Origin of the sequence: Ensifer sp. PDNC004, from assembly GCF_016919405.1 — a bacterium.
Taxonomy (GTDB): Bacteria; Pseudomonadota; Alphaproteobacteria; order Rhizobiales; family Rhizobiaceae; genus Ensifer.
Window position 1 is genome coordinate 3,074,258 of the sequence record NZ_CP070353.1, and the last position, 24,211, is coordinate 3,098,468.

Genomic DNA, 24,211 nt, shown 5'->3' on the forward strand with positions numbered 1-24,211 from the left:
CGAAGGTCGAAAGGGGACTTTTTTTGCCCTGCGACAAAGAGAGTGAAGGGAAGCTGATAGTTCATGCGCCTCATGGCTGAAGGGTTGAGCGCGAAGCGCGGTGAGGATCTGATTTTTAACGATATTTCCTTTGTTCTCGGCGCCTTCGAAGCCCTTGTCGTGACAGGCCCGAACGGGTCGGGAAAGTCGACTTTGCTGCGGGTTCTGGCGGGGTTGTTGAGGCCCGAAAGCGGGCATCTGAAACTTGAGAATGCCCCCCCGGAAATAGCCCATCCATCCGAGATCAGCCACTATCTCGGACACCGCAACGCGATGAAGCGCGAACTGACCGTCGCGGAAAATCTCTCCTTCTGGCGGGACTTCATGGGTGATTCACCAGGAGGGAAGGGCGCGACGCTCACCGAGGCCGTCGAAGCGGTCGGCTTGCCGGATATCGCTCATCTGCCCTTCGGCTATCTCTCGGCCGGACAGCAGCGGCGCATGGCGATGGCGAAGCTGCTCATTGCCTATCGGCCGATCTGGATCCTCGACGAGCCGACAGCAGCCCTTGACGCCGGCGCCGACCGGCTGTTTGCCGACCTGGTGAAGGCGCATCTTGGCAAGGGCGGCATCGTCATTGCGGCGACCCACCAGCCGCTCGGGCTCGACCGCACGAAGGAACTGCACATGACGGGGTTCGAGCATCTGGCGGGAGACCACTGGCATGATGCATAGGGACGCGATGCCTGGACGCCCATTGCCGGAAAACGCGCCCGTGCCCAGCCGGACACTGCCGCTATGATCGCGCTCTTCTTCCGCGATCTCAAGCTGTCGATCCGCGCCGGCGGCGGGGCGATGATCGGCGTGCTCTTTTTCATGACGGTGGTGGCGGTCATTCCCTTCGGCGTCGGTCCGGACCTGAACCTGCTTTCGCGCATCGGACCCGCCATTCTCTGGATTGGGGCGCTGCTCGCCTCGCTGCTCGGACTCGACCGGCTGTTCCAGGCCGAGCGCGACGACGGCTCGCTCGACCTGATGCTGATGCAGGAAACGCCGCTGCTTGCCACCGTCTTCGTCAAATGCGCGGCCCATTGGGCGGCGACCGGCCTGCCGCTGGTGATCGCCTCGCCGTTGCTCGGGCTCTTCATGAACATGAGCGAGATCGCCATCGGCGCCACCATGCTGACGCTTCTGATCGGCACGCCGGCGATCACCTTCATCGGTGCAGTGGGTGCTGCCGTTGCCGTGTCGCTGCCGCGTGGGGGGCTGCTGGTATCGATCCTGGTGCTGCCGCTGGCGATCCCGGTGCTGATCTTCGGTGTCAGCGCCGTCTATGCGGCGATCGAGGATCCGGCCCCGTTCCTGCCGCCATTGATGATCCTTGCGGCGATCACCCTGTTCTTCGCCGTCATCGGCCCGGTCGCCGCCGCTGCCGCCCTTCGGCACGCGTCCGATTGACGCAATCGCGCCAGAACGGGCGAAAGTGTTTGCGGCGTTCCCATGGATTTGGCGCTAAACTGTTCAGATCGAACACATTTATGGTCCGCGCTCCAACTCGATCGTGATCGGGCGATTGACGCGGATCAATTGCAGCCGGGCGCCTTAAGCGTTAAAGAGCCAACATGAGCGAAAACAGCCTGGCCATCCGCAAATTCAGCGATCTCGCCAACCCGACGCGGTTCCTGGCGCTGGCCGACCGTCTGCTGCCCTGGCTCGCCGGGCTGACGGCGCTGTTCTTCGTTGCCGGCCTCTGGCTTTCCTTCACGACGGAAGGCGACTACCAGCAGGGCGAGACGGTGCGCATCATGTATGTGCACGTGCCGGCCGCCTGGCTGTCGATGATGTGTTATTCGGTGATGGCGCTCGCCGCCCTCGGTACGCTCGTCTGGCGCCATCCGCTTGCCGACGTCTCCTCGCGCGCAGCAGCGCCGATCGGTGCCTGTTTCACCTTCCTGGCGCTCGTCACCGGCTCGCTCTGGGGCAAGCCGATGTGGGGCACCTGGTGGGTCTGGGACGCGCGGCTGACCTCGGTCTTCGTGCTGTTTCTCATGTATCTCGGGTTGATGGCGCTCAACCGCGCGATCGACGATCCCGCCCGGTCCTCCAAGGTTTCGGCCATTCTGGTCCTGGTCGGCTTCGTCAACATCCCGATCATCAAGTTCTCGGTCGAATGGTGGAACACGCTGCACCAGCCGGCGAGCGTCATGCGGCTCGACGGGCCGACGATCGATCCGGAGTTCCTGCGACCGCTGATCGTGATGGCGATCGCATTTACGCTGCTGTTCTTCACGCTGCACATCGCCGCCATGCGCAACGAGATCCTGCGCCGGCGCGTGATCGCGCTGAGGCGGCTTGCCGCGCGTGCGGCCGGCCGGGGAGCCCGCACGAAATGATGAGCCACGCCGCCTACGTCTTTACGAGCTACGGGATTGCGACGCTGACGGTGCTCGGGCTGATCGCCTGGGTCGTCCTCGACGGTCGCGCCCGCCGTCGCGAACTGGCTGAACTCGAGGCTTCCGGCATTCGCCGACGCTCGGCCGGTCAGGGCCCGGGAGAAACGCCATGAGAAACATCCCCGCTCCGCGCGGAGAGGAGCGCAAGCCCGGGCCGATGCGCTTCGTGCTGGCGGCGTTGCCGCTGATCATCTTCGCCGGGCTTGCAGCGATCTTCTGGAGCCAGCTCAACTCCGGCAAGGACGTGAGCGAAATCCCCTCGGCGCTGATCGGCACCAAGGCCCCGAAGCTCGACATGCCGGTGCTCGAAGGCGCGACCCGTGACGGCCAGCCGATGCCGGCTTTGACCGATCAGGCGATCAAGGGCAAGCTGACGCTCGTCAACGTCTGGGCCTCCTGGTGTGTGCCGTGCCGGCAGGAGCACCCCTTTATCCTGGAACTGTCGAAGGATCCGCGGCTGACCGTCGTCGGCATCAACTACAAGGACCAGAACGAAAACGCGCTCAGGTTCCTCGGTGAGCTCGGCAATCCCTTCTCAGCCATCGGCGTCGATCCGCGCGGCAAGGCGGCGATCGACTGGGGCGTCTACGGTATTCCGGAGTCCTATCTCGTCGGCGCTGACGGCACGATCCTCTACAAGCGCGTCGGCCCGTTCGACGAAAACAGCGTGAAAACCGGTCTGCTGCCGGCGATCGAGAAGGCGACTGCGGGTTCGTAACCGCTCCCGGCATTGGCTCTTGATTCGGACGGTGAGGGTATTGTTCCTCATCCGCCTGCCGGCATCTTCTCCCCGCTTGTAAGCAAAAGGTCGGGGCGCGGAATGAGAGGCAAATCATCCGCGCGGATGTGGGCCGCAACGCCGCCGGGCGAACTCGGCTAGATCCCTGCCTGCCAATCCCGGACCGCATCCAACGGCCAGACGAGCATCAGCACGTTGAGCGTGAGGTTGTCTCGGATCAGCCAGCCGGTGAAGAGCTCGAAGACGATGGCGACCGTCACGGTCAGCCAGACCGGCATGCGGGCGGCAAACAGGAAGCCGGCCGCCATGGCCAGCGTATCCATCGTCGAATTCAGGATGCTGTCGCCGAAATAGTCGAGCGAGATCGTTGCCGAGCGGTAGCGGTTGATCACCATCGGCGTGTTTTCGGCGATCTCCCAGGCGGATTCGATCACGGTCCCAAGGAAGAGTTTTGCCGTCAGCGGCCTGCCGCGCAGGAGCAGATGGCCGAGGCCGTAGAACAGGAAGCCGTGGATGATGTGCGACGGCGTGTACCAGTCGGCGATGTGCTGAGAGTTGCCGCTGGATTTGGCGACCGGCTCGAACAGTTTGACGTAGCCGCATTCGCAGATCCAGAGACGACCCATCAGATGCTGGGTGATGATCTGGATGACGAGAACAGCAAGACAGGCGGCGAGCCAGAGGAGTGCGTGCCGATTGCGGCTGTCATTCTCCTCGAGCATCGTGCTCACTCGGCGTTCTCCTGGTCAAGCGAGTGCTTCATGATCAGCGGCATCTGGGCGAGCGTGAACAGAATGGTGATCGGCATCGTGCCCCAGACCTTGAAGGCGACCCAGAAATCGGTCGAGAACGAGCGCCAGACCACTTCGTTGAGCACAGCCAGGAACAGGAAGAACACGCCCCAGCGCAGCGTCAGCTTGCGCCAGCCGGCCTCGTCGAGCTTGAAGGCGGAGTGGAAGACGTAGCCGAGCAGCGACTTGCCGAACAGCAGGCCGCCGAGCAGGATCGCGCCGAACAGCGTGTTGACGATCGTCGGCTTCATCTTGATGAAGGTGTCGTTCTGCAGCCAGAGCGTCAGCGCGCCGAAGACGAAGACGACGATGCCCGAAATCAGCGGCATCATCGGCAGGGTGCGGGTCAGCACCCAGGAGACGGCAAGCGCGATCGCGGTCGCGGCCATGAAGAGGCCGGTGGCGATGAAGATCGGACCGCCGAGCTCGGCAAGCGCCGGAAAATGCCCGGCCAGCCATTCGCCGCGCGAGTTGGCAAAGAAGAAGACCATCAGCGGCCCAAGCTCCAGCACCATCTTGAGCAAGGGGCTGACTTCCTTCTGCGGCTTGGAAGCCTCGATCGACGACATCTGGGGGTCCTGTTTCTGCATGTACCTGCTGCTCATAACACCAGCTTTGCGGCAAAACCATATCAAGGCAACGGGCCGGCGCAACTACGCGCGGGCCCGATCGCCCCGTCAGGCGGCAACGCCGGCGATCGCCTCGGCAAAATCCTTGGCTTCGAAGGGTTCGAGATCGTCGATGCCTTCGCCGACACCGATGAAATAGACCGGCAGCTTGTGCTTGGCAGAGATGGCCACGAGGATGCCGCCGCGCGCCGTGCCGTCCAGCTTGGTCATGATCAGTCCACTGACGCCGGCGACGTTGCGGAAGATCTCGACCTGCTGCAGCGCGTTCTGGCCGGTGGTGGCGTCGAGCGTCTGCAGCACGGTGTGCGGCGCATCCGGATCGAGCTTGCCGAGCACGCGCACGATCTTTTCGAGTTCGGCCATCAGCTCCGCCTTGTTCTGCAGGCGGCCGGCCGTGTCGATGATCAGCACGTCGGACTTCTTCTCGCGCGCCTGCTGGAAGGCTTCATAGGCGAGGCCAGCGGCGTCGGCGCCGAGTTTGGAGGAAACGATTTCGGAGTTGGTGCGCTCGGCCCAGATCTTCAGCTGCTCGATCGCGGCGGCCCGGAAGGTGTCGCCGGCGGCGAGCATGACCTTCAGGCCCGCGCCGGAAAGCTTGGCGGCGAGCTTGCCGATCGTCGTGGTCTTGCCGGTGCCGTTGACGCCGACCACAAGGATGACGTGCGGCTTGTGGCTGAGATCGAGTTCCAGCGGCTTGGCGACGGGCGAAAGCACCTTGGTGATCTCGCCGGCCATGATGCGCGAAACGTCCTCGCCCGAGACATCCTTGCCGTAGCGTTCCGAGGCGAGCGTGTCGGTGATGCGCATCGCGGTTTCGACGCCGAGGTCGGCCTGGATCAGCAGGTCTTCGAGGTCCTGCAACGTCGCTTCGTCGAGCTTGCGCTTGGTGAACAGGCTGGCGATCTGGCCGGTCAGTTGCGACGAGGTGCGCGCAAGGCCGCGGCGCAGGCGCTGGTACCAGCTGAGCTTTTCCTTCGGCGCGGCGACGGGTTCTTCCTTGGGCTTGCGCTCGCTGGCCGAGAAGCCTTTGGGGAGAGCGGAGGCGGCAGTGGGCTCGGCCTCGGTTGTCTCGGTCGATGGGGTTTCGGCCGCTCCTGCCGTGTCGGTCTCCGCGGTCTCGACGCTCTCGCGGAGCGCTGCGGCTGCGGCTTCATCCCCCTCTGCCCTGTCGGGCATCTCCTCGACAGGGGGGGAGATTGCGCTGGGCTCGCTCTCGAGCTCGGAAGCGAGCGTTTCGGTCGTTGCTTCCACTTCGACATCGTTGGCGTCGGCTGGCAACGTGTCCGCGGTGTTTTCGATGGTCTCCGCGTGAGCGGCTGCGAGCGTGTCTTCCTCGGTTGCCGGGCTTTCGCTGGCAACTGGTTCCGCAGTCTCGGTAGCTGCTACCGCTTCTTCTGCCGCAGCCTCGGCCTCCGTCGGCTCTCCCTTCTTGTGGGGGAGATGTCCCGAAGAAACAGAGCGGGGTATCTCGGTCTCGGTCTCGGCTGGTGTTACCTCAGCCTCGACCGGGGCGGCATCGTCACGCGCCAGTTCCTCGGCATCATCCGAAGCCGGGCCGCCGGCGGTCTCGATCTCGGCTTCCAGCACAGGATCGCTGTCGGAGAGTGGCAAGGTCTCGATCTCGACGGGCGGTTCGAAAGCAGCTTCCGAGCTCTCTTCGACCTCTGCCTGAACGACGGGGGCGGCCGCTTCGGGACTTTCCGTGGACGGCGGAGACGGCTGTTCCGCTTCGGGCGCAGAGACGATGGTCTCCTCCGGCACACCTTCCGGCGGCTTCGTTTCCTCCACCGCGCCCTTGCCGAAGGTGAAGATCCTCTTGATGAAACCCATTGCCATTCAGGAATTCCGCATAAATCAGGCCGCAGCCATTTGTTTTACCTGCATCGTCAGATGCTTGCCATTGTGGCCGGTGATTGAGACCGGGACAAGCGCACGGGGCGTCAGGCCAACCGCGTCGACGAGCGTGAAGTTTTGTGTGTGGGCAAGCCCGTTGTTCTCGACCAGGATCGTCTGCTCGCTGCCGACCATGCCGTCGAGGTGGTGGGCGTAGAGCATCGCGCCGACGGCGCGAAGCCTAGCGGCACGATCCTTGACGAGGCCCCGGTCGAGCTGCGGCATGCGTGCCGCCGGCGTGCCTGGACGCGGGCTGTAGGGGAAGACGTGCAGATGCGCGATCCCGCAGTCCCCGGCCAGCCTCGCGGCATTTTCGAACATCTCCTCGGTTTCGGTCGGGAAGCCGGCGATCATGTCGGCGCCGAGGCTGATCTCCGGGCGCAGGCGGCGGACCTGATCGGAAAAGGCGCGGGCGTCGGCGCTCGAATGGCGACGCTTCATGCGCTTCAGGATCAAATCGTCGCCATGCTGCAGCGACAGGTGCAGGTGCGGCATGAAGCGTGCTTCGTCGGCGATCAGGTCGAAGAGGTGCTTGTCGGCCTCGATACCGTCGATCGAGGAAAGGCGCAGGCGGCGAATTTCCGGTACCTGCTTCAGGAGCGTCTTGGCGAGCATCCCGAGCGTCGGCGTGCCCGGTAGGTCGGCGCCGTAGCTCGTCGCGTCGACGCCGGTCAGCACAATCTCGCAATAACCCGTTTCGACCAGTCTGCGCGCCTGGTCGACCACAGCACCCATCGGCACGGAGCGGGAATTGCCGCGACCATAGGGGATGATGCAGAAGGTGCAGCGGTGGTCGCAGCCGTTCTGCACCTGGATGAAGGCACGCACATGGCCGTCGATGTGCTTGACCATCTGTGGTGCTGTGGCGCGCACGCTCATGATGTCGTTGACCCGCAGCTTCTCTTCCGCCGAGACGCCGAAATCCGGCAGCGAACGATAGGAGGCGCTCTTCAGCTTCTCCTCGTTGCCGAGCACGGCATCGACCTCGGCCATTTCGGCAAAGGTTTCCTTCTCGGTCTGCGCGGCGCAGCCGGTGACGATGATGCGGGCATGCGGGTTGTCGCGACGGGCGCGGCGGATCGCCTGGCGCGCCTGGCGCACCGCCTCGCCGGTGACGGCGCAGGTGTTGACGAGGATGGCGTTGTTCAGCCCCGCCTTCTCGGCTTCCGCCCGCATCACTTCGGATTCGTAGGTATTGAGACGGCAACCGAAGGTTATGACCTCGACGCCACTCAAAGCGCCCGGGCTCCGCCGGCTTCGGCCGCGTCGCGCTGCCAGGTGCCGGTCGTCGGGTTCAGCGTGCCGGACCATTCCCATTCGGCCGGTCCCGTCATGACGACATGATCGTCGTGTTCACGCCATTCGATGGTCAGCTTTGCCGGGGCAGGGGCGGAGGCGACGTCGATCGTCACCTTGCGGCCGGTGCGGCCGGTGCGCGCGGCGCTGACCGCAGCCGCGCAAGCCGCCGAACCGCAGGCAAGCGTCAACCCGGCGCCGCGTTCCCAGGTGCGGGTGCGCAGCGACGAGGGCGAAAGCACCTGCGCCAGCGTGATGTTGGCGCGCTCGGGAAACATCGGATGGTTTTCGAGCAGCGGGCCGAAACGATCGAGATCGAAGGACATCGGGTCCTTGTCGACCCAGAAGACGGCGTGCGGATTGCCCATCGACATGGCCGAGGGCGAATGCAGGACGGGATTGTCGATGGGGCCGATCTGCAGTTCGATGCGGCTCGTATCGGCAAATTCCTCGGCAAGCGGGATCTTGTCCCAGGCAAAGACCGGCTTGCCCATGTCGACCGAGATCGTGCCGTCTTCATGCTCCGTTGCATTCAGGATGCCGGCGATCGTCTGGAAGGTGAAGGCCTTCTTGCCGGTCTCGGCGGCCAGCGCCTGGACGACGCAGCGTGTGCCGTTGCCGCAGGCCTGGGCCATGGAGCCGTCGCAATTGACGATATCGATCCAGGCGTCGGTGCCCTGAGCCTTGGGGTCGTGGATCGCCATGATCTGGTCGAAGGCTGTTGCCGGATCGGCATTGAGCGCGATCGCGGCCGCCGGCGTCACCCGATCCTTCCGACCGCGCATGTCAACGACGAGGATCTTGTTTCCAAGCCCGTTCATCCTGGCAAATTGCACGTTGTCGGTCATGTCGCGATTGTCCAAACGGGCCCACTCCGGGCGGGCCATCCTTCATTCGGCCTGTATATGGCTGAAAAGCCCAGAAAATACCAGTGCCGCCTTTATTCGGCTCCCTCGCCGCCGGTCGGTACATCGAAGATTTCGCCGGGGCGAAGCGGCCGGAAGCGGCTGCGGGCGATGCCGGCCGCATCGAGCGCCCGCTCCAGCGCCTGTCGCGGCTCCTCGACGCCTTCGTCGGTCAGTCGAAACGTACCCCAATGGTGGCCGGCGACATGGGCGGCGGCGCAATCGACCATGCCGCGCACGGCTTCCTCCGGGTTCTGGTGCTGGTCCTGCATGAACCAGCGCGGCTCGTAGGCCCCGAAGGGTAGGTTGGCGAGCCGGAAGGCGCCGTGTTTTTCGCGGGCTGCCCGATAGTTGATGCCGTCGTGAAAGCCCGTATCGCCGACGTGGTAGATCTTGCCGGCCGGAGTCTCCAGCACGAAGGCGGCCCAGAGCGCCATGCGCCGGTCGCGCGAGCCGCGCGCCGACCAGTGGTGGCAGGGCTCGGCATGGATGATGATGTCATCGCTGTACTCCAGCCGGTCGCCCCAGTCGACCACGTCGATTTCGGCCTCGGGAACGGCGCGGCGGATGATCGTGTCGTTGCCGAGGGGGGTGATGATGCGGGGAGCATGTTCCTCGTGAAGGGCTGCCAGCGTCTCGACGTCGAGGTGATCGTAGTGATTGTGGGTGACGAGCACGATGTCGATCGGCGGCAGGTCGTCGAGGTCGATGCCAGGCGCATTGTGGCGCTGTGGGCCGGCGAAGGTGAGGGGGCTGGCGCGGCGCGACCAGACGGGGTCGGTGAGGATGTTGAACCCACGCACCTGGATGAGCAGCGTCGCATGGCCGACCATCGTCACGCGCATGCGCTCGCCTTCGACGCTTGCCTCGGGTTTCACCTGCGCAAACGGGCTCGGATTGTTTGCCGGCCAGCGGACCTTGCCGCCGCCGAACTGCCAGCGCAGCAGGTCGGCGGCGCCTTTGGGCGGCTTGCCGTCGGGGTTGAAGAAGCGGGTGCCGTCGAAATGATCCGAGGCGGGACCTTGGTAGTATGGATTGCGTGTCTTCATCCGGGCGGTTCGCCTTGGTTGAAAGGTCAAGGTTTAATAAATTCTTGAAGACAGCAACTGGATTGCTATCGTGTTTCCATGCTCGTTCGATTCGACCCGCAAGAACGTCTCTACAAGACCCTGAAGCTGGTCCGCTCCATCCATCTCAATATGCAGCGCTCGGCAGAACATATGCTCGATGGTGCCGGCATATCAGTGGCGGAGCGGGCGGTTCTCGAACTTTTTTACGAAACGCCGCTGACGGTGCCGGAGGCGGCGCGTCGCCTGTCGATGAAGCGGCAGTTCGTGCTCAGGATCGTCAATGGGCTGACAGACAAGGCGTTGCTGGAAAGACGGCCGAATCCGGAGCATCGCCGCGCCTATTTTTGCGCGCCGACCGCCGCCGGGCGCGACCTGTTCGAGGAGATCCATCGCCGCGAGGTGGAGTTGCTGCATGCCCTGCTCGGCGATATCAACCAGACCGAAGTGGTGGCCGCGCTTCGGGTGATGACGCGGGTGTCGACCGCCTTCGAACAGCTGGCCGGCGAACTGGACGAGGCCGATGAGGACGAGGCGCTCTGAGGCGAAAGTGCCTCATTTGCCTGCCGTCCTTGACTTTTGCCGCGCTTTCCTGTTTATCCGCGCCAATTCCTTCGCAAGCTCAAGTCTTCGAAGCCACCGACCGGGTCCCGTAAAGGTATAAAGAGAACCCGGAGGTCAACACCCGACAGCGCGTGGCGCCCTCGGGTGGTTTTTGGCTTTGCGCCTTGTTTTCCGCGCGAAGGAACCCACGTTTCCGGCGAGTTGATCGCCACCGGAAACCAGAAGGAAGTGAGAATGTTCGAGAGCCTCCAGGACCGCCTTGGTTCCATATTGAATGGACTGACCGGCCGCGGCGCATTGTCGGAAGCCGATGTTTCCGCTGCGCTCCGCGAGGTTCGCCGTGCGTTGCTCGAAGCCGACGTCGCGCTCGACGTCGTGCGCTCCTTCACCGAAAAGGTTCGTGAAAAGGCCGTCGGTGCCGAGATCCTGAAGTCGATCAAGCCCGGCCAGATGGTCGTCAAGATCGTCCATGACCAGCTCGTTGAGATGCTTGGCTCCGAGGGCGTCACCATCGACCTCAATGCGCCGGCGCCCGTCGTCATCATGATGGTCGGTCTGCAGGGCTCGGGTAAGACGACGACCACCGGCAAGATCGCCAGCCGGATGAAGACCAGGGACAAGAAGAAGGTCCTGATGGCTTCGCTCGACACGCGTCGTCCGGCAGCCCAGGAGCAGCTTCGCCAGCTCGGCGTACAGACCGGCGTCGACACGCTGCCTGTTATCGCCGGCCAGTCGCCGACCGATATCGCCGCGCGCGCCGTCCAGGCTGCCAAGCTCGGCGGTCATGACGTCGTCATCCTCGACACCGCCGGCCGTACCCATATCGACGAGCCGCTGATGATCGAGATGGCGGAGATCAAGCGGAAGTCCAATCCGCATGAGATCCTGCTCGTCGCCGATGCGCTGACCGGTCAGGACGCCGTCAACCTCGCCCGCAACTTCGACGAACGCGTCGGCATCACCGGCCTCGTGCTCACCCGTATGGACGGCGATGGCCGTGGCGGTGCGGCGCTGTCGATGCGCGCGGTCACCGGCAAGCCGATCAAGCTCATCGGTGTCGGCGAAAAGATGGGCGAACTCGAAGAGTTCCATCCCCGCCGCGTCGCCGACCGTATTCTCGGCATGGGCGACATCGTCTCGCTCGTCGAGAAGGCTGCCGAGAACATCGACGCCGAGAAGGCGGCCGCCATGGCCGCCAAGATGGCCAAGGGCAAGTTCGACCTGAACGACCTCGCCGACCAGCTCGGCCAGATGCAGAAGATGGGTGGCATGGGCGGTATCATGGGCCTGATGCCCGGCATGGCCGGCATGAAGGACAAGATGGCTGCCGCCGGCCTCGACGACAGCCTGTTCAAGCGCCAGCTCGCCATCATCTCGTCGATGACCAAGGCCGAGCGCGCCAACCCGGACCTGCTCAAGCATTCGCGCAAGAAGCGCATCGCAGCCGGTTCCGGCACCGATGCCGCAGACATCAACAAGCTTCTGAAGATGCACCGCCAGATGGCGGACATGATGAAGATGATGGGCGGCAAGGGCAAAGGCGGCATGATGAAGCAGATGATGGGCGGCCTTGCCAACAAGATGGGCCTTGGCGGCCTCGGTGGCGGTGGCATGCCCGATCTGTCGAAGCTCGACCCGAAGCAGCTCGAAGCCCTGCAGAAGCAGGCGGAAGCGGCCGGTCTGAAGCCGGGCGGCATGCCTGGCCTTGGCGGCGGTGGCCTGCCTGGCCTCGGCGGCGCCAAGCTTCCGGGTCTCGGTGGCGGCTTCCCCGGCCTTCCCGGCCTGCCGAAGAAGAAGTGAGGATCGCTAAGACATGATTGATCCCGAAATCAAAAAGGAATTGGCGGGTTACCGGCAGTCGATCGACAACATCGATGCCGCGCTCGTCCACATGCTGGCTGAACGCTTCCGCTGCACCCAGGCAGTCGGCGTTCTGAAAGCCAAGCACGAACTGCCGCCGGCGGACCCGGCGCGCGAAGAATACCAGATCGAACGCCTGCGCCGCCTGGCCAAGGATGCCAATCTGGATCCGGATTTCGCCGAGAAGTTCCTGAACTTCATCATCAAGGAAGTCATCCGGCATCATGAAGCCATCGCCGCCGATCGCTCGCATTCCGCGGGCACCGCCGGCACAAACCATTCCGCTTGAACGAAGCGGTCAAGAAAGCCTGCAAGGAGTTACTCAAATGGCACTGAAAATTCGTCTCGCCCGTGGCGGTTCCAAGAAGCGTCCTTACTACCAGATCGTTGTTGCCGACGCCCGCAGCCCGCGTGACGGCCGCTTCCTCGAGAAGATCGGCTCGTGGAACCCGATGCTCGGCAAGGACGACGAAAAGCGCGTCGAGCTCGACGCCGAGCGCGTCAACCACTGGATCGCCCAGGGCGCCCAGCCGACCGACCGCGTTCTGCGCTTCCTCGACCAGGCTGGCCTCGCAAAGCGTCCGGCTCGCAGCAACCCGACCAAGGGCGTCCCGGGCAAGAAGGCCCAGGAGCGCGCTGCTGAAGCCAAGCAGAAGGCTGAAGACGCCGCTGCTGCTGCTGCTGAATAAGAGCCGGCGAACGGTCTGGAGAGTGATCGGCGGACATCTGCCGACGCACCTTTCCGGCTGGCCGTGACTTAAGGAAACGGGTGGCATTTCCATGCCGCCCGTTTTCCGTTATGTGCACCGAGATATACCGAAACGGACGCGGACGATGAGCAAACTCGAAAACCCGGTTCTGATGGCGACGATCGGCGCGGCGCAGGGCTTGCGCGGCGAGGTCAGGGTCAAGTCCTTTACCGATGATCCGACCGCGCTCGGAGAGTATGGCAATCTGCACAGCGCCGACGGCCGTGTGTTCGAGGTGCTGGAAATCCGCGAGGCGAAGAACGTCGTTATCGTGCGTTTTCGCGGCGTCAATGATCGCAACGCTGCCGAGGCGCTCAACGGCCTCGACCTGTTCATCGAGCGCGACAACCTGCACGATGACGATCTCGACGAGGATGAGTTCTTCTATGCCGATCTCGAAGGTCTGGAAGCGATCGACGGCAATGGCACGAGCTACGGCAAAGTCAGCGGCGTCTTCGATTTCGGCGCCGGCGACCTGCTCGAGCTGAAGGGTCCGGGCCGACGTCCGGTGCTGATCCCCTTTACCGAATGGTCGGTGCTGGAGATCGACCTGGAAGCCGGGCGTCTGCTGGTTGACCCGGTGGCCGCCGGCCTTTCGGACGACAAGGACCAGGATCCGGGCAGCCCGTTTTCCGCAAAGCGCAAGTGAGCTGCGGCAATGACGTTTCGCGCCACCATCCTGACGCTCTATCCTGAAATGTTTCCGGGCCATCTCGGCGCGTCGCTTTCCGGCAAGGCGCTGGAGCGTGGCCAATGGTCGATCGAGCCGGTGCAGATCCGCGATTTCGCCGAGGACAAACACCGCACCGTCGACGACACGCCGGCCGGCGGTGGCGCCGGCATGGTGCTCAAAGCCGATGTGCTCGCGCGCGCGATCGATCGTGTCTCGGAGAACGACGACCGGCCGCGATTGCTGATGAGCCCGCGCGGCCGACCGTTGACACAGGCGCGGGTGCGTGAACTCGCCGCCGGCCCCGGCGTCGTCATCGTTTGCGGCCGCTTCGAAGGCGTCGACCAGCGGGTGATCGATGCCCGCGGCCTCGAGGAAGTTTCCATAGGCGACTATATTCTTTCGGGCGGCGAGCCGGCGGCGCTCACGCTGCTCGATGCTGTTGTGCGCATCCTGCCGGGTGTGATGGGCAACGAGCTTTCCGGCGTGCACGAGAGCTTCGAAGGCGGGTTGCTGGAGCACCCGCATTATACCCGCCCGCAGGTCTTCGAAGGCCGCGAAATCCCGGCGGTGCTGACCTCGGGCAATCACGGCGCCATTGCCAAATGGCGTGAAGCGGAGGCGCGTCGGCTGACCGCCGAGCGCCGGCCCGATCTTCTTGATCAGCCCGTGAAGAAATAATAGGCTGCCAGCAGCAGGCCGACGGCGACGACCAGCGCGCGGATGACCGCTTGCGGCACGCGTCTTGCCGCCCAGACGCCGCTGTAGCCGCCAAGGGCGGCTCCCGGCACCATGATCGCCGCATGCAGCCAGGAGACGACCCCACCGGCGGCAAAGACGACGATGGCAATCGCGGCAATCACGATCGAGATGAAGTTCTTCAGCGCATTCAGCCGGTGATAGCCGCCGCCGGTCGCCAGCCCCAGCACCGCCAGCATCATGATGCCCATGCCGGCGCCGAAGAAGCCGCCATAAATGGAGGTGACGAACTGGGCGCCGATGCCGACCGGATTGATCGCATGCTCGTCGACGCGGGCTTTGGGTTTCAGGAGCGGTCCGGCAGCGAAGATCGCCGTTGCGGCCAGCAGCAGCCAGGGCACAAGCGCGCGGAAGGAGGCGTTGGAGAGCGAGATGAGCAATAGGGCACCGGCAAGACCGCCGATTGCCGAGATCACCCCGAGCAGGATCGCATAGCGTTTGTCGGCCCGGATCTCCTTGGCATAGGCGAGCGCCGAGGTGATATAGCCCGGGAACTGGATGATCGACGAAGTCGCGTTGGCGACGATCGGCGAGAGCCCGCCAAGCGTCATCGCCCCGAAGGTCAGGAACGTTCCGCCGCCGGCGATGGCATTGACGGCGCCGGACAGGAAGCCGGCCGCAAACAGCATGAGTATTTCGAAGATGTTCATGGTCTCCCCCGACCCCTCATGCTCGGGATAGCCGGTGGTTGTGCCGGCCGCAAGTCCGTTGCATCGGACAATCGCACCGGGTGTGTTTGCGCATTTTCTGATAAATTCGGCTTTCCTGGCGCGGATGCCTTAGAAATTATGGCCTTCAGGGATGACAAGGCAGTGTGATTGGTGTAAGTGCCGCCCCGGTTCGGGTTTCATGCCCGTCGACCAAAACAAAGAATGGCGAATCCGCTCCTGCCGTATCCGGCAAGACCTGAAGGCTGGTCCGACAGGTTCATCGAGAGCGCTCTGGCTGTTTGAGAAGAACTTGAAAGGTTAGACCGATGAACATCATCCAGCAGCTGGAAGCCGAACAGGCCGCCAAGATTGCCGCCAAGCGCACGCTCCCGGAATTCTCCGCAGGCGACACGCTGCGCGTCAACGTCCGCGTTGTCGAAGGCAACCGTACCCGCGTACAGGCCTATGAAGGCGTTTGCATCGCTCGTTCGGGCGGCGGCATCAACGAGAGCTTCACCGTTCGCAAGATCTCCTACGGCGAAGGCGTCGAGCGCGTATTCCCGGTTTACTCCCCGCTCGTCGAGAGCGTCGAAGTGGTTCGCCGTGGTAAGGTGCGTCGCGCCAAGCTCTACTACCTGCGTGACCGTCGCGGCAAGTCGGCTCGTATCGTCGAGAACACCGGCACGCGCGCCCGCAAGCTGAACGAAGCCGAGCGTCAGGCGATTGCCGAGGAAAAGGCACGCATCGAGGCTGAAAAGGTTGCAGCAGCTCAGGCGCTCGCCGCCGAGAAGGCAGCAGCCGAAGCTGCCGAAGCAACGGCAGCAGCGGAAGCCGCAGCAGAATAAGTTTTCAATCCTTTCGGATTGTTGGAAAGGCGGCCTCGGCCGCCTTTCTTTTTTGGTACTATCCGCTTGTCTTTCCGATGGAATTTGTGACATTTTCCGCTGCCACAATTTTCGGGAGCCCTCCAATGACAATCCGTCGCCACGTGCTTGCGGGCATCGCAGCTGCACTTGCCGTTCCTTTCGCATTCTCTGCACCGGCCGTTGCCAGCGACCTGCCGGACCTCGGCGGCAAGACGGTTGTCGTCGTCACGGAAAACGCCTACCCGCCGCTGCAGTTCGTCGATCCGAAGTCCGGCGAAGCCAAGGGCTGGGAATACGACGCGATGAACGAGATCGCCAAGCGGTTGAATTTCAAGGTCGAATACCAGAACACCAGCTGGGACGCGATGATCCAGGCGGTGCATGACGGCCAGTACCAGATCGGCATGACCGGCATCACCATCAAGGACGATCGCAAGGAAAAGGTCGACTTTTCGGACCCCTACATGCGCTCGCAGCAGTTCATGCTGGTGCGCAGCGACGAGGTTCGCTTCAACGACGGCAAGAGCTTCGGCGCCTTTGCCGACGGCCTCGTCGGCGCGCAGCCGGGCACCTCGCCGTTCTACACCGCCGTCTACGAAATGCTCGACGGCAACGAGCAGAACCCGCGCATCAAGCTGTTCGAGACGTTTGGCGCGACCGTGCAGGCTTTGAAGGCCGGCGACGTCGACGTGGTTCTGACCGACAGCGTCGCCGCCAAGGGCTATGTCGATTCCTCCGAAGGAAAGCTCAAGGTCGTCGGCGGACCGCTCGGCACCGAGGATTTCGGCTTCATCTTCCCGAAGGGCTCGGATCTCGTTGCCCCGGTCAACGCCGCGATCAAGGCGCTGAAGGAAGACGGCACTTTCGACGCCCTCGATAAGAAGTGGTTCCTCGAATACAAGATGGGCGGCTGATAGCAGGCTATGGCCGCTCCACAATTTTCAGTCATGTCCGGCAAGGGCGACTATCCCTGGTGGTTGGTCGCCCTTGTTGTGATCGCAGTGGCGCTCGCCGCCGTGATCATCAGCAATGACATCTTCTCGGAAGTCTTCACCGTCGTCTTCAAGGGCCTTGGCGTCACCGTCTTCGTGACCCTCATGGGCTTCGTGCTGGCGACGACGCTCGGCCTCGGCATCGCGCTGATGGCGCTCTCCGAGCACTCGTCCCTTCGGCAGATCGCCCGCTTCTATACGGAAGTGATCCGCGGCGTGCCGATCCTGGTGCTTCTGTTCTACATTGCCTTCGTCGGCGCGCCGGGGCTCGTCGTCGCTGCCAATTTCATCTCAGCACCGCTGATTAGCGCCGGCTGGATGGAGCCGGTTGTCGTGCGCGACATCTCATTGATGTGGCGGGCGATCCTGGCGCTGATGATCGGCTATTCTGCGTTCATCGCCGAAGTGTTCCGGGCGGGTATCCTCTCGGTAGACAAGGGGCAGGTCGAAGCCGCCAAGGCGCTCGGGCTTTCACGCTACCAGCGCTTTCGTCTCGTCATCTTTCCGCAGGCGATCCGCGTGATCCTGCCGCCGCTTGGCAACGATTTTATCGCCATGGTCAAGGACAGTTCGCTCGTCTCGGTGCTCGGCGTCGCCGACATCACGCAGATGGGCAAGGTCTATGCCTCCGGCTCCTTTCGCTTCTTCGAGACCTATTCGATCGTTGCCTATGTCTATCTCGTGCTGACCATCGGTCTGTCGCTGGGATTGCGGGGGCTGGAGCGGCGGCTCAGGCGCGCGGAGCAGCGCTGAGTCCGCTTCCAGCAATTGCCGACCTGTCAGAAAATTGATATGAACACGGCCATGGAATCCAAATTCGGATGTAGCGAGCAGAAAATCGTCGTGCTGCAGGACCACAAGCGCCTGCCGGCACGCTTCTTTGCGCGCGTCCACGGGGCGCTTACAAGCCGCCTATCCTGATCTCCTGATCAGTGCTTCCGGTCGCCTTGCCGCCGGCTTTCCTACTTTTTTTGAAAACTCGATGGATATACCGCCATGAGCGCACCGCGTACCCTCTATGACAAGATCTGGGACGATCACCTGGTCAACGAACAGGACGACGGCACCTGTCTTCTCTACATCGACCGTCACCTCGTTCACGAAGTGACGAGTCCGCAGGCCTTCGAAGGTCTGCGCATGGCCGGCCGCCAGGTCCGCGCGCCGGAAAAGACGCTCGCTGTCGTCGACCATAACGTTCCGACCTCGGCCGACCGCCACCTCGGCATCAAGAACGAGGAAAGCCGCATCCAGGTCGAGGCGCTCGCCAGGAACGCAGCCGACTTCGGCGTCGAATACTACTCGGAAAACGACAAGCGCCAGGGCATCGTGCACATCGTCGGCCCGGAGCAGGGCTTCACCCTGCCGGGCATGACGATCGTCTGCGGCGACAGCCACACCTCGACGCACGGCGCCTTCGGTTCGCTGGCCCATGGCATCGGCACGTCGGAAGTCGAGCACGTGCTCGCCACCCAGACGCTGATCCAGAAGAAGGCGAAGAACATGTTGGTGCGCGTCGACGGCCAGCTGCCGCCGGGCGTTACCGCCAAGGACATCATTCTCGCCATCATCGGCGAGATCGGCACTGCCGGCGGCACCGGCCACGTCATCGAATTTGCCGGCGAAGCGATCCGCTCGCTGTCGATGGAAGGCCGCATGACCATCTGCAACATGACGATCGAAGGCGGCGCCCGCGCCGGCCTGATCGCGCCTGACGAAACGACGTTCGACTACATCAAGGACAAGCCGCGCGCTCCGAAGGGCAAGGCCTGGGACATGGCGCTCGACTACTGGAAGACGCTGCACACGGACGAGGGCGCGCACTACGATCGCGTCGTCGTGCTCGATGCCGCCAACCTGCCGCCGATCGTCTCCTGGGGCTCGTCGCCGGAAGACGTCATCTCGGTTCAGGGCATCGTTCCCAATCCGGACGAGATCCAGGAAGAGAACAAGCGGGCCTCCAAGTGGCGCGCGCTCGACTATATGGGCCTGAAGCCGGGCACGAAGATCACCGACATTGCCGTCGATCGCGTCTTCATCGGCTCGTGCACCAACGGCCGCATCGAGGATCTCCGGGCCGTGGCCGAGGTGGTCGAAGGCCGCAAGGTCGCCTCGACCGTTTCGGCGATGATCGTTCCGGGCTCCGGCCTCGTGAAGGAACAGGCCGAGGCCGAAGGTCTCGACAAGATCTTCAAGGAAGCCGGTTTCGACTGGCGCGAGCCGGGCTGCTCCATGTGCCTGGCGATGAACGACGACCGTCTGAAGCCGGGCGAGCGCTGCGCCTCCACCTCGAACCGCAACTTCGAAGGCCGTCAGGGCTTCAAGGGTCGCACGCATCTGGTCTCGCCGGCCATGGCGGCAGCGGCTGCGGTCGCCGGTCACTTCGTCGATATCCGCGAATGGAAATAAGCCGGACTTGAGCTTGTCCGGCGTTGATGGCCGCCCTTCGGGGCGGCCTTTTTTATTTGGGCTCTCCCCACCTGTGCGCCGGAAATGCGCTAAGCTATCTGGCGGAGGCATCTTGGGAGAAGGATGGGATGAGCGAAGATCTGCCTGTTCAGCGCTACCGTCTGCTGCTGTTGCGCCATGCCAAGTCCGCTTGGCCGGATGGCGTCGCCGACATCAACCGGCCGCTCGGCGAGCGCGGCCGCAAGTCGGCGCCACTGATGGGGGGCTACATGGCGCGGCATGCGCTTGTGCCGGATCTCGCCCTCGTCTCGACGGCGAAACGGGCGCAGGAGACCTGGAAGCTGGTATCTGCCGCCCTGCCGCCCGGCATCGCGGTCGAAAATACCCGGGCGATCTACGAGGTGGGCGCCGCGCAGATCCTCAGTGTCCTGCGCGCAACCGACCCGGCCATCAGAACACTGCTGATCGTCGGCCACAACCCCGGCATGGAGGACCTGGCGCACGAGCTCGTCGGATCCGGCGATGCGGATCTGCGCATGCGCATGGCGGACAAGTTTCCGACGGCAGCTCTTGCCGTCCTTGAATTCGAAGCGACAGGCTGGCGCGAGCTTTTGTCCGGCGGGGCCAGGCTGGCGCGCTTCGTGACGCCGCGTTCGCTCGATTGAGCCGATCGGACGTCGAGGTCAGATTACCTTCACGACGGTGCCGCGGCGCATATGCGGGATCAGCCGGCGCATCGCGGGCAGGCTGACGGCGACGCAGCCCTGCGTCGGCTCGTAGCCCGGCCGGATCAGGTGGAAGAAGATCGCCGAACCGGCATTTCGCCGGCGCGCGAGAAGGTTCCAGTCCATCACCAGGCAGATGTCGTAGAGCCCGTCGTCACGCATCATCTCCTCATGGCTCGGCTGGAAGGGCGCCTTGACCGGGCGATTGTAGAGCGCGTGGCGCGCCGCGTCGCACCAGAGCATGCCCGTGCGGGTGGTCCGGGTCGGCAGCGGCGTCGGTGGTAGCAAGAGCCGGTCGCGCCTGACATAGCCGCCGATCAGCTTCATCGCCGCGCGTGGCGTGGCGCCATCGCCCTCGCGCTTCAGGCTGGTAATGCCGCTTCGCCCGATGGCGGCGTGCTCGACGCGGCCGTCGAACGAGACGAGCGCCCGCTTGCGATCGCGCGGTGCGGCGCGCACGGTGATGACAGATTTGGCTGGTCTTCTTCCCGACGTTTTCTTGCGCATCATTCTCACGGATTTTTGCTTTGCCCGTGATTTGGGGGGCACCATAAGCACGGTTACGGATATAAAGACGTAGCAACGCTGGTTCGCTTGCCAACACAGGCATTTGAGCTAGTTTGAAAACGGAAGCAAACAGGAATTGTCCCATGGCGACCCGTACCATTCTTCTTGTCGATGACGACAATGACCTGCGCGAGACCCTGGTCGAGCAGCTCTCGCTCTACGAGGAATTCGACCTCATCCAGGAAGCGACTGCCGGCAAGGGCATCCAGACGGCGCGTGCCCAGCAGGTGGACCTGTTGATCATGGATGTCGGCCTGCCGGACATGGACGGCCGCGAGGCGGTGAAGCTGCTGCGCAAGGGCGGCTTCAAGGCGCCGATCATCATGCTGACCGGCCACGATACCGATTCCGATACGATCCTCGGTCTCGAGGCCGGCGCCAACGATTATGTGACGAAGCCATTCCGTTTCGCCGTGCTGCTCGCCCGCATCCGCGCGCAGCTGCGCCAGCACGAGCAAAGCGAGGACGCGACCTTCAGCGTCGGGCCCTATACGTTCAAGCCCAGCCAGAAGCTGCTGACGCTCGAAAACGGCCAGAAGATCCGGCTGACCGAGAAGGAAGCGGCGATCATCCGCTATCTCTACCGCGCCGACCAGAAGGTGGTGACGCGCGACGTGCTCCTGGAAGAGGTCTGGGGCTACAATTCCGGCGTGACCACCCATACGCTCGAAACCCACGTCTATCGTCTGCGCCAGAAAATCGAGCGGGACCCTTCCAATGCCGAGATTTTGGTGACAGAGAACGGCGGCTACAAGATCGTTCCGTAGCCGGAATGCGCAGGGTGGAAAACCGATTCTCGCGCGTTCTCCGTAGACTGCTGTTTGCATGGGTTGCGTGCGCGATCCGGTCTAGGCCGGCACCAACGTGACCGTGGGAGGTTAGCCGCTTGGCGCTCAACGACGATATCGTGCTTCTGTCCAACGTGCCGCTGTTTGCCGATATCAGCGAGGACAAGCTGAGGCTGATCGCCTTCGGCGCGGAACGGCGCCGCATCTTCAAGGGACAGGAGCTGTTTCGAGAGGGCGCGCCGGCCGATTGTGCCTATGCGATCGCCAGCGGCAGCCTGTCCCTGTCGAAGGTCGGTGTCGACGGAGCCGAGACGGCGGTCTCGACGGTCAGCCGCGGGGCGCTTCTGTCGGAGCTGGCGCTGATCTCGATGGTCGAGCGCAAGTTCACGGCGACGGCCGAGGAAGACAGCGAAGTCATTCGCATCAATCGGCCGCTCTTCCGCCGCATGCTCGAGGAATATCCTGAAGTGGCCGAGCTCGTCGAAGCGCGCATCCGCGAAAACCTGCAGGCGATGATCCGCCGGGCCGGCGCGCTCGCCGGCCGTTTTGCCTGAACCGCGTTACGGTTCCCCGTTACCACCGATACTTCAGCGAACCGAGCACCGTGCGGCCCTGGCCGAAATAGCAATAGCCATCGGTGCAGACCCCTTCGCGGCGGTCGCCGAGATTGGTGGCGCTGACGGCGAGCGACAATCCGTCGAGTTCGGGGTTCTTGACGCCGAAGTCATAGGCGATCGAGGCGTCGAAATAGACGGCGCCACCGTTCTCGGCGGTGTTGGCATCGGATGTGTAGGAGCTTGACGCCAGCCGCACGCCGCCGCCGAGGCTCAGGCCCGCAAGCTGCGTGTCTTCGGGCAGGAGATAGTTCACCCACAGCGATGCGACGTGGCGCGGCTTCGTCGACGGCACGTTGCCGATCAGCGACGGATCGACGTTTCCGGTGATTTCGGCGTCGTTATAGTTATAGGCGGCGATAAAGCTCAGGCCGTTGTCGAACTCCCGGCGTCCTTCCACCTCGAAACCGTTGGTCGTCACCTCGCCGGCCGACTTGTAGTAGTAGCCGACGGGAAGGGACGGGTCGGACACATATTGCGGCGCGCCGCTTTCGACGATCCGGTAATAGGCCGCGCTCAGAGAATAGGCTTCGCCTTCCGGCTGGTACTTCACGGCCAGTTCGACCTGCTCGCCGGTCGTCGGATCGAGCACGCGGCCATCGGCTGAAAGCTCGGTACGCGGCACGAAGGAGGTGCTGTAGCTGGCATAGGGCGCAATGCCGTTGTCGAAGAGGTAGAGCAGGCCCGCCTGTCCGGTGAGTTCGCCATCGTCCTTGCGATCGACGACGCCGGTGTTCTTGTCGGTGCTGGTCTGGTCGACCCAGTCGTAGCGAAGACCGCCGACGGCGCGCCAGTTGCCGAACTCCAGCTGATCCTGGACATAGATGCCGGTCTGACGCAGATCCCGCCCGCTGAAGCTGGTCAGCGCTGGCGTCGGACCGCCGACGCCGAAGGTCGGGTTGTTGAGGTCGAAGCGATAGGCCGGATCGACGGCGCCGAAGCCGAGGCCGAAGTCGGAGGTGATCCAGGTGTAGTCGAGGCCGGTCAGCAGTGTGTGCGAGACCGCACCGGTGTCGAAGGCGGCTTCGAGCTGGTTGTCGATCTGGTAGGCGCGCTGGTCGTCCTTGATGGCGACGGGCGAGCGGTCGAACACGCCGGGCGCCACCTCTGTCCCGAATTGCAGGTAACGGGCCTTCAAATCCAGATCGCTGACGCGCCCGTGCTGGCGAAAGGTCAGGCCGTTGTCGAATTCGTGCTCGAACTTGTAACCGGCCTGGACCTGGCCGACCTTCTGGTAGTCGTAGTCCGGGTCGCTGTAGCGCAGCAATCGGCCGTCATGCTCGAGTACGCGCGGGCTGGCGTCGCTTTCGCCTTTCTGCCCGAGGCCGTAAATCGTCAGCGACGTGCCTTCGTCCGGCTTCCAGGTGACGGAGGGCTGCAGCAGGTAACGGTCGTCGGCAACGTCGTAGTTGGTCTCGCCGTTTCGTAGAAGCCCGACGATGCGGTAGAGGACGTCGCCGTCGGCCGTTATCGGCCCACCGACATCGAAGGCGGCCTGGGCGCGGCCGATCGTGCCGTATTGCAACTCGACCTCGCGGTGGGTCTCCTCTTCGGGCATCTTCGAGATGCGGTTGACGATACCGCCGACGCCGGCAGCACCATACATGACCGAGACCGGACCTTTCAGGATCTCGATCCGCTCGAGGCCATAAACCTCCGTCGGGAAGGTGCCGTAGTTCATGTAGGGCTGGCGCAGGCCGTCACGGAAATCGCCGGTCGTCGTCGTCTCGAAACCGCGGATATAGATCTGGTCGAATCGCGGATCGAAGCCGAAAGCGCCGGTGGTAACGCCGGCGGCATAGCGCGTTGCCTGGATCATGTCCTGCACGCCGCGCTCTTCAAGCTCCTTGCGCGTGACGACCGAGACGGAACGGGGCGTTTCGATCAGCGGCGTGTCGGTCTTCAGCGCCGAGACGTTGCGTGTCGGCACGATCGTGTCATTGTCCTCGGCGATCGTCGCAGCCGCCTTGCCAGCCGTCGCTTCGATCTTTTCCAAGCGGGTGGTCTTCTGGTTTTCGGCCGATTGCGCACGGGTCGCTGCCGGCGAAAGGATCATGGCGACAGCGCTCGCGGTCAGAACTGTGGTTGCGGAGAGCGTGCGGCGCGAGGCGCGCAGGAACGTGATCGGCAACGTCTTCGACATGTCTGGCCCTCTTGCGGGCGCACGAAAACCTTCCGGCAAAAGCCAGAGAAAAGCACCCGAATATCCGAGCGGGACGACATCCCGCTCTCATTTTTGAGAATCGATC

At 63.6% G+C, this 24,211-nt stretch carries 27 protein-coding genes; 18 read left to right on the forward strand and 9 right to left on the reverse strand.

Features of this window, described 5'->3' with window-relative positions:
- Positions 1-63: 63 nt before the first annotated feature.
- The 5 genes from ccmA to JVX98_RS23140 all read left to right on the forward strand — a co-directional run bounded on the left by ccmA (position 64) and on the right by JVX98_RS23140 (position 3,150).
- Entirely contained in the window at positions 64-714 is a 651-nt protein-coding gene (gene ccmA, locus JVX98_RS23120) for a heme ABC exporter ATP-binding protein CcmA (RefSeq protein WP_192451038.1), read from the forward strand.
- Between the two features lie 63 nt (positions 715-777).
- The gene (gene ccmB, locus JVX98_RS23125; RefSeq protein ID WP_192451037.1) at positions 778-1,437 is read left to right on the forward strand and encodes a heme exporter protein CcmB; all 660 of its coding nucleotides are present in this window, start codon (positions 778-780) and stop codon (positions 1,435-1,437) included.
- Between the two features lie 164 nt (positions 1,438-1,601).
- Positions 1,602-2,372, forward strand: a complete 771-nt coding sequence (locus JVX98_RS23130) for a heme ABC transporter permease (RefSeq protein ID WP_205237525.1) — start codon at positions 1,602-1,604, stop codon at positions 2,370-2,372.
- Entirely contained in the window at positions 2,369-2,545 is a 177-nt protein-coding gene (ccmD, locus tag JVX98_RS23135) for a heme exporter protein CcmD (protein ID WP_192451035.1), read from the forward strand. The genes JVX98_RS23130 and ccmD overlap by 4 nt, the downstream gene beginning before the upstream one ends.
- Complete coding sequence (locus JVX98_RS23140; protein WP_205237526.1) at positions 2,542-3,150, forward strand: DsbE family thiol:disulfide interchange protein; 609 nt, start codon at positions 2,542-2,544, stop codon at positions 3,148-3,150. Before ccmD ends, JVX98_RS23140 begins: the two co-directional genes overlap by 4 nt.
- A gap of 158 nt (positions 3,151-3,308) precedes the next feature.
- Here JVX98_RS23140 and JVX98_RS23145 read toward each other — a convergent pair whose 3' ends face one another.
- From JVX98_RS23145 to JVX98_RS23170, 6 genes are all read right to left on the reverse strand, one after another.
- A complete protein-coding gene (locus tag JVX98_RS23145; protein ID WP_205239506.1) occupies positions 3,309-3,893 on the reverse strand; it encodes a DUF2585 domain-containing protein in 585 nt (194 codons plus the stop codon).
- A 5-nt stretch (positions 3,894-3,898) separates the two neighbouring features.
- Positions 3,899-4,531: a septation protein A gene (locus JVX98_RS23150; RefSeq protein WP_156134322.1), complete on the reverse strand. Its 633-nt coding sequence runs from the start codon at positions 4,529-4,531 to the stop codon at positions 3,899-3,901.
- Positions 4,532-4,639: 108 nt separating this feature from the next.
- Positions 4,640-6,427 carry a signal recognition particle-docking protein FtsY gene (gene ftsY, locus JVX98_RS23155; protein ID WP_205237527.1) on the reverse strand — a complete coding sequence of 596 codons (1,788 nt, stop codon included), beginning with the start codon at positions 6,425-6,427 and terminating at the stop codon, positions 4,640-4,642.
- A gap of 18 nt (positions 6,428-6,445) precedes the next feature.
- Entirely contained in the window at positions 6,446-7,720 is a 1,275-nt protein-coding gene (gene mtaB, locus JVX98_RS23160; protein WP_205237528.1) for a tRNA (N(6)-L-threonylcarbamoyladenosine(37)-C(2))-methylthiotransferase MtaB, read from the reverse strand.
- Positions 7,717-8,628: a diaminopimelate epimerase gene (gene dapF, locus JVX98_RS23165; RefSeq protein ID WP_205237529.1), complete on the reverse strand. Its 912-nt coding sequence runs from the start codon at positions 8,626-8,628 to the stop codon at positions 7,717-7,719. The genes mtaB and dapF overlap by 4 nt, the downstream gene beginning before the upstream one ends.
- Before the next feature lie 92 nt (positions 8,629-8,720).
- Complete coding sequence (locus tag JVX98_RS23170) at positions 8,721-9,734, reverse strand: MBL fold metallo-hydrolase (RefSeq protein ID WP_205237530.1); 1,014 nt, start codon at positions 9,732-9,734, stop codon at positions 8,721-8,723.
- A 78-nt stretch (positions 9,735-9,812) separates the two neighbouring features.
- Between JVX98_RS23170 and JVX98_RS23175 the strand changes: the two genes are divergently transcribed.
- The 6 genes from JVX98_RS23175 to trmD all read left to right on the forward strand — a co-directional run bounded on the left by JVX98_RS23175 (position 9,813) and on the right by trmD (position 14,276).
- Positions 9,813-10,295 (forward strand): MarR family winged helix-turn-helix transcriptional regulator, encoded by a 483-nt coding sequence (locus JVX98_RS23175; RefSeq protein WP_192451029.1) that lies wholly within the window; start codon positions 9,813-9,815, stop codon positions 10,293-10,295.
- A 255-nt stretch (positions 10,296-10,550) separates the two neighbouring features.
- Entirely contained in the window at positions 10,551-12,116 is a 1,566-nt protein-coding gene (gene ffh / locus JVX98_RS23180; RefSeq protein ID WP_034803123.1) for a signal recognition particle protein, read from the forward strand.
- Positions 12,117-12,129: 13 nt separating this feature from the next.
- The gene (locus JVX98_RS23185) at positions 12,130-12,465 is read left to right on the forward strand and encodes a chorismate mutase (RefSeq protein WP_192451027.1); all 336 of its coding nucleotides are present in this window, start codon (positions 12,130-12,132) and stop codon (positions 12,463-12,465) included.
- Positions 12,466-12,502: 37 nt separating this feature from the next.
- On the forward strand, positions 12,503-12,865 hold the full coding sequence (gene rpsP, locus JVX98_RS23190) for a 30S ribosomal protein S16 (protein ID WP_043625614.1): 363 nt from the start codon (positions 12,503-12,505) through the stop codon (positions 12,863-12,865).
- A 145-nt stretch (positions 12,866-13,010) separates the two neighbouring features.
- On the forward strand, positions 13,011-13,574 hold the full coding sequence (gene rimM, locus JVX98_RS23195) for a ribosome maturation factor RimM (RefSeq protein WP_043625617.1): 564 nt from the start codon (positions 13,011-13,013) through the stop codon (positions 13,572-13,574).
- A 9-nt stretch (positions 13,575-13,583) separates the two neighbouring features.
- On the forward strand, positions 13,584-14,276 hold the full coding sequence (gene trmD, locus JVX98_RS23200; RefSeq protein WP_205237531.1) for a tRNA (guanosine(37)-N1)-methyltransferase TrmD: 693 nt from the start codon (positions 13,584-13,586) through the stop codon (positions 14,274-14,276).
- Here the strand turns inward: trmD and JVX98_RS23205 are convergent.
- Entirely contained in the window at positions 14,258-15,004 is a 747-nt protein-coding gene (locus JVX98_RS23205; protein WP_205237532.1) for a sulfite exporter TauE/SafE family protein, read from the reverse strand. The genes trmD and JVX98_RS23205 overlap by 19 nt on opposite strands.
- A 326-nt stretch (positions 15,005-15,330) precedes the next feature.
- Between JVX98_RS23205 and rplS the strand changes: the two genes are divergently transcribed.
- The 5 genes from rplS (at position 15,331) to JVX98_RS23230 (ending at position 19,933) form a co-directional block, all read left to right on the forward strand.
- Positions 15,331-15,849 carry a 50S ribosomal protein L19 gene (rplS, locus tag JVX98_RS23210; RefSeq protein ID WP_205237533.1) on the forward strand — a complete coding sequence of 173 codons (519 nt, stop codon included), beginning with the start codon at positions 15,331-15,333 and terminating at the stop codon, positions 15,847-15,849.
- Positions 15,850-15,974: 125 nt separating this feature from the next.
- Entirely contained in the window at positions 15,975-16,784 is an 810-nt protein-coding gene (locus JVX98_RS23215; RefSeq protein ID WP_205237534.1) for a transporter substrate-binding domain-containing protein, read from the forward strand.
- Positions 16,785-16,793: 9 nt separating this feature from the next.
- Positions 16,794-17,615, forward strand: coding sequence for an amino acid ABC transporter permease (locus JVX98_RS23220; RefSeq protein WP_205237535.1), 822 nt, complete (start codon positions 16,794-16,796; stop codon positions 17,613-17,615).
- 243 nt (positions 17,616-17,858) lie between these two features.
- Positions 17,859-19,268 carry a 3-isopropylmalate dehydratase large subunit gene (leuC, locus tag JVX98_RS23225; RefSeq protein WP_043625634.1) on the forward strand — a complete coding sequence of 470 codons (1,410 nt, stop codon included), beginning with the start codon at positions 17,859-17,861 and terminating at the stop codon, positions 19,266-19,268.
- 128 nt (positions 19,269-19,396) lie between these two features.
- Positions 19,397-19,933, forward strand: coding sequence for a histidine phosphatase family protein (locus JVX98_RS23230; protein WP_205237536.1), 537 nt, complete (start codon positions 19,397-19,399; stop codon positions 19,931-19,933).
- Between the two features lie 18 nt (positions 19,934-19,951).
- Here JVX98_RS23230 and JVX98_RS23235 read toward each other — a convergent pair whose 3' ends face one another.
- The gene (locus JVX98_RS23235) at positions 19,952-20,500 is read right to left on the reverse strand and encodes a L,D-transpeptidase (protein ID WP_192451116.1); all 549 of its coding nucleotides are present in this window, start codon (positions 20,498-20,500) and stop codon (positions 19,952-19,954) included.
- Between the two features lie 143 nt (positions 20,501-20,643).
- Here JVX98_RS23235 and JVX98_RS23240 point away from each other — a divergent pair, with 143 nt between their 5' ends.
- Both JVX98_RS23240 and JVX98_RS23245 read left to right on the forward strand, forming a co-directional pair.
- On the forward strand, positions 20,644-21,327 hold the full coding sequence (locus JVX98_RS23240; RefSeq protein ID WP_034802783.1) for a response regulator transcription factor: 684 nt from the start codon (positions 20,644-20,646) through the stop codon (positions 21,325-21,327).
- A 119-nt stretch (positions 21,328-21,446) separates the two neighbouring features.
- A complete protein-coding gene (locus tag JVX98_RS23245; RefSeq protein ID WP_043625643.1) occupies positions 21,447-21,902 on the forward strand; it encodes a cyclic nucleotide-binding domain-containing protein in 456 nt (151 codons plus the stop codon).
- A gap of 19 nt (positions 21,903-21,921) precedes the next feature.
- Here JVX98_RS23245 and JVX98_RS23250 read toward each other — a convergent pair whose 3' ends face one another.
- Positions 21,922-24,105, reverse strand: a complete 2,184-nt coding sequence (locus JVX98_RS23250; protein WP_205237537.1) for a TonB-dependent siderophore receptor — start codon at positions 24,103-24,105, stop codon at positions 21,922-21,924.
- Positions 24,106-24,211: the final 106 nt, after the last annotated feature.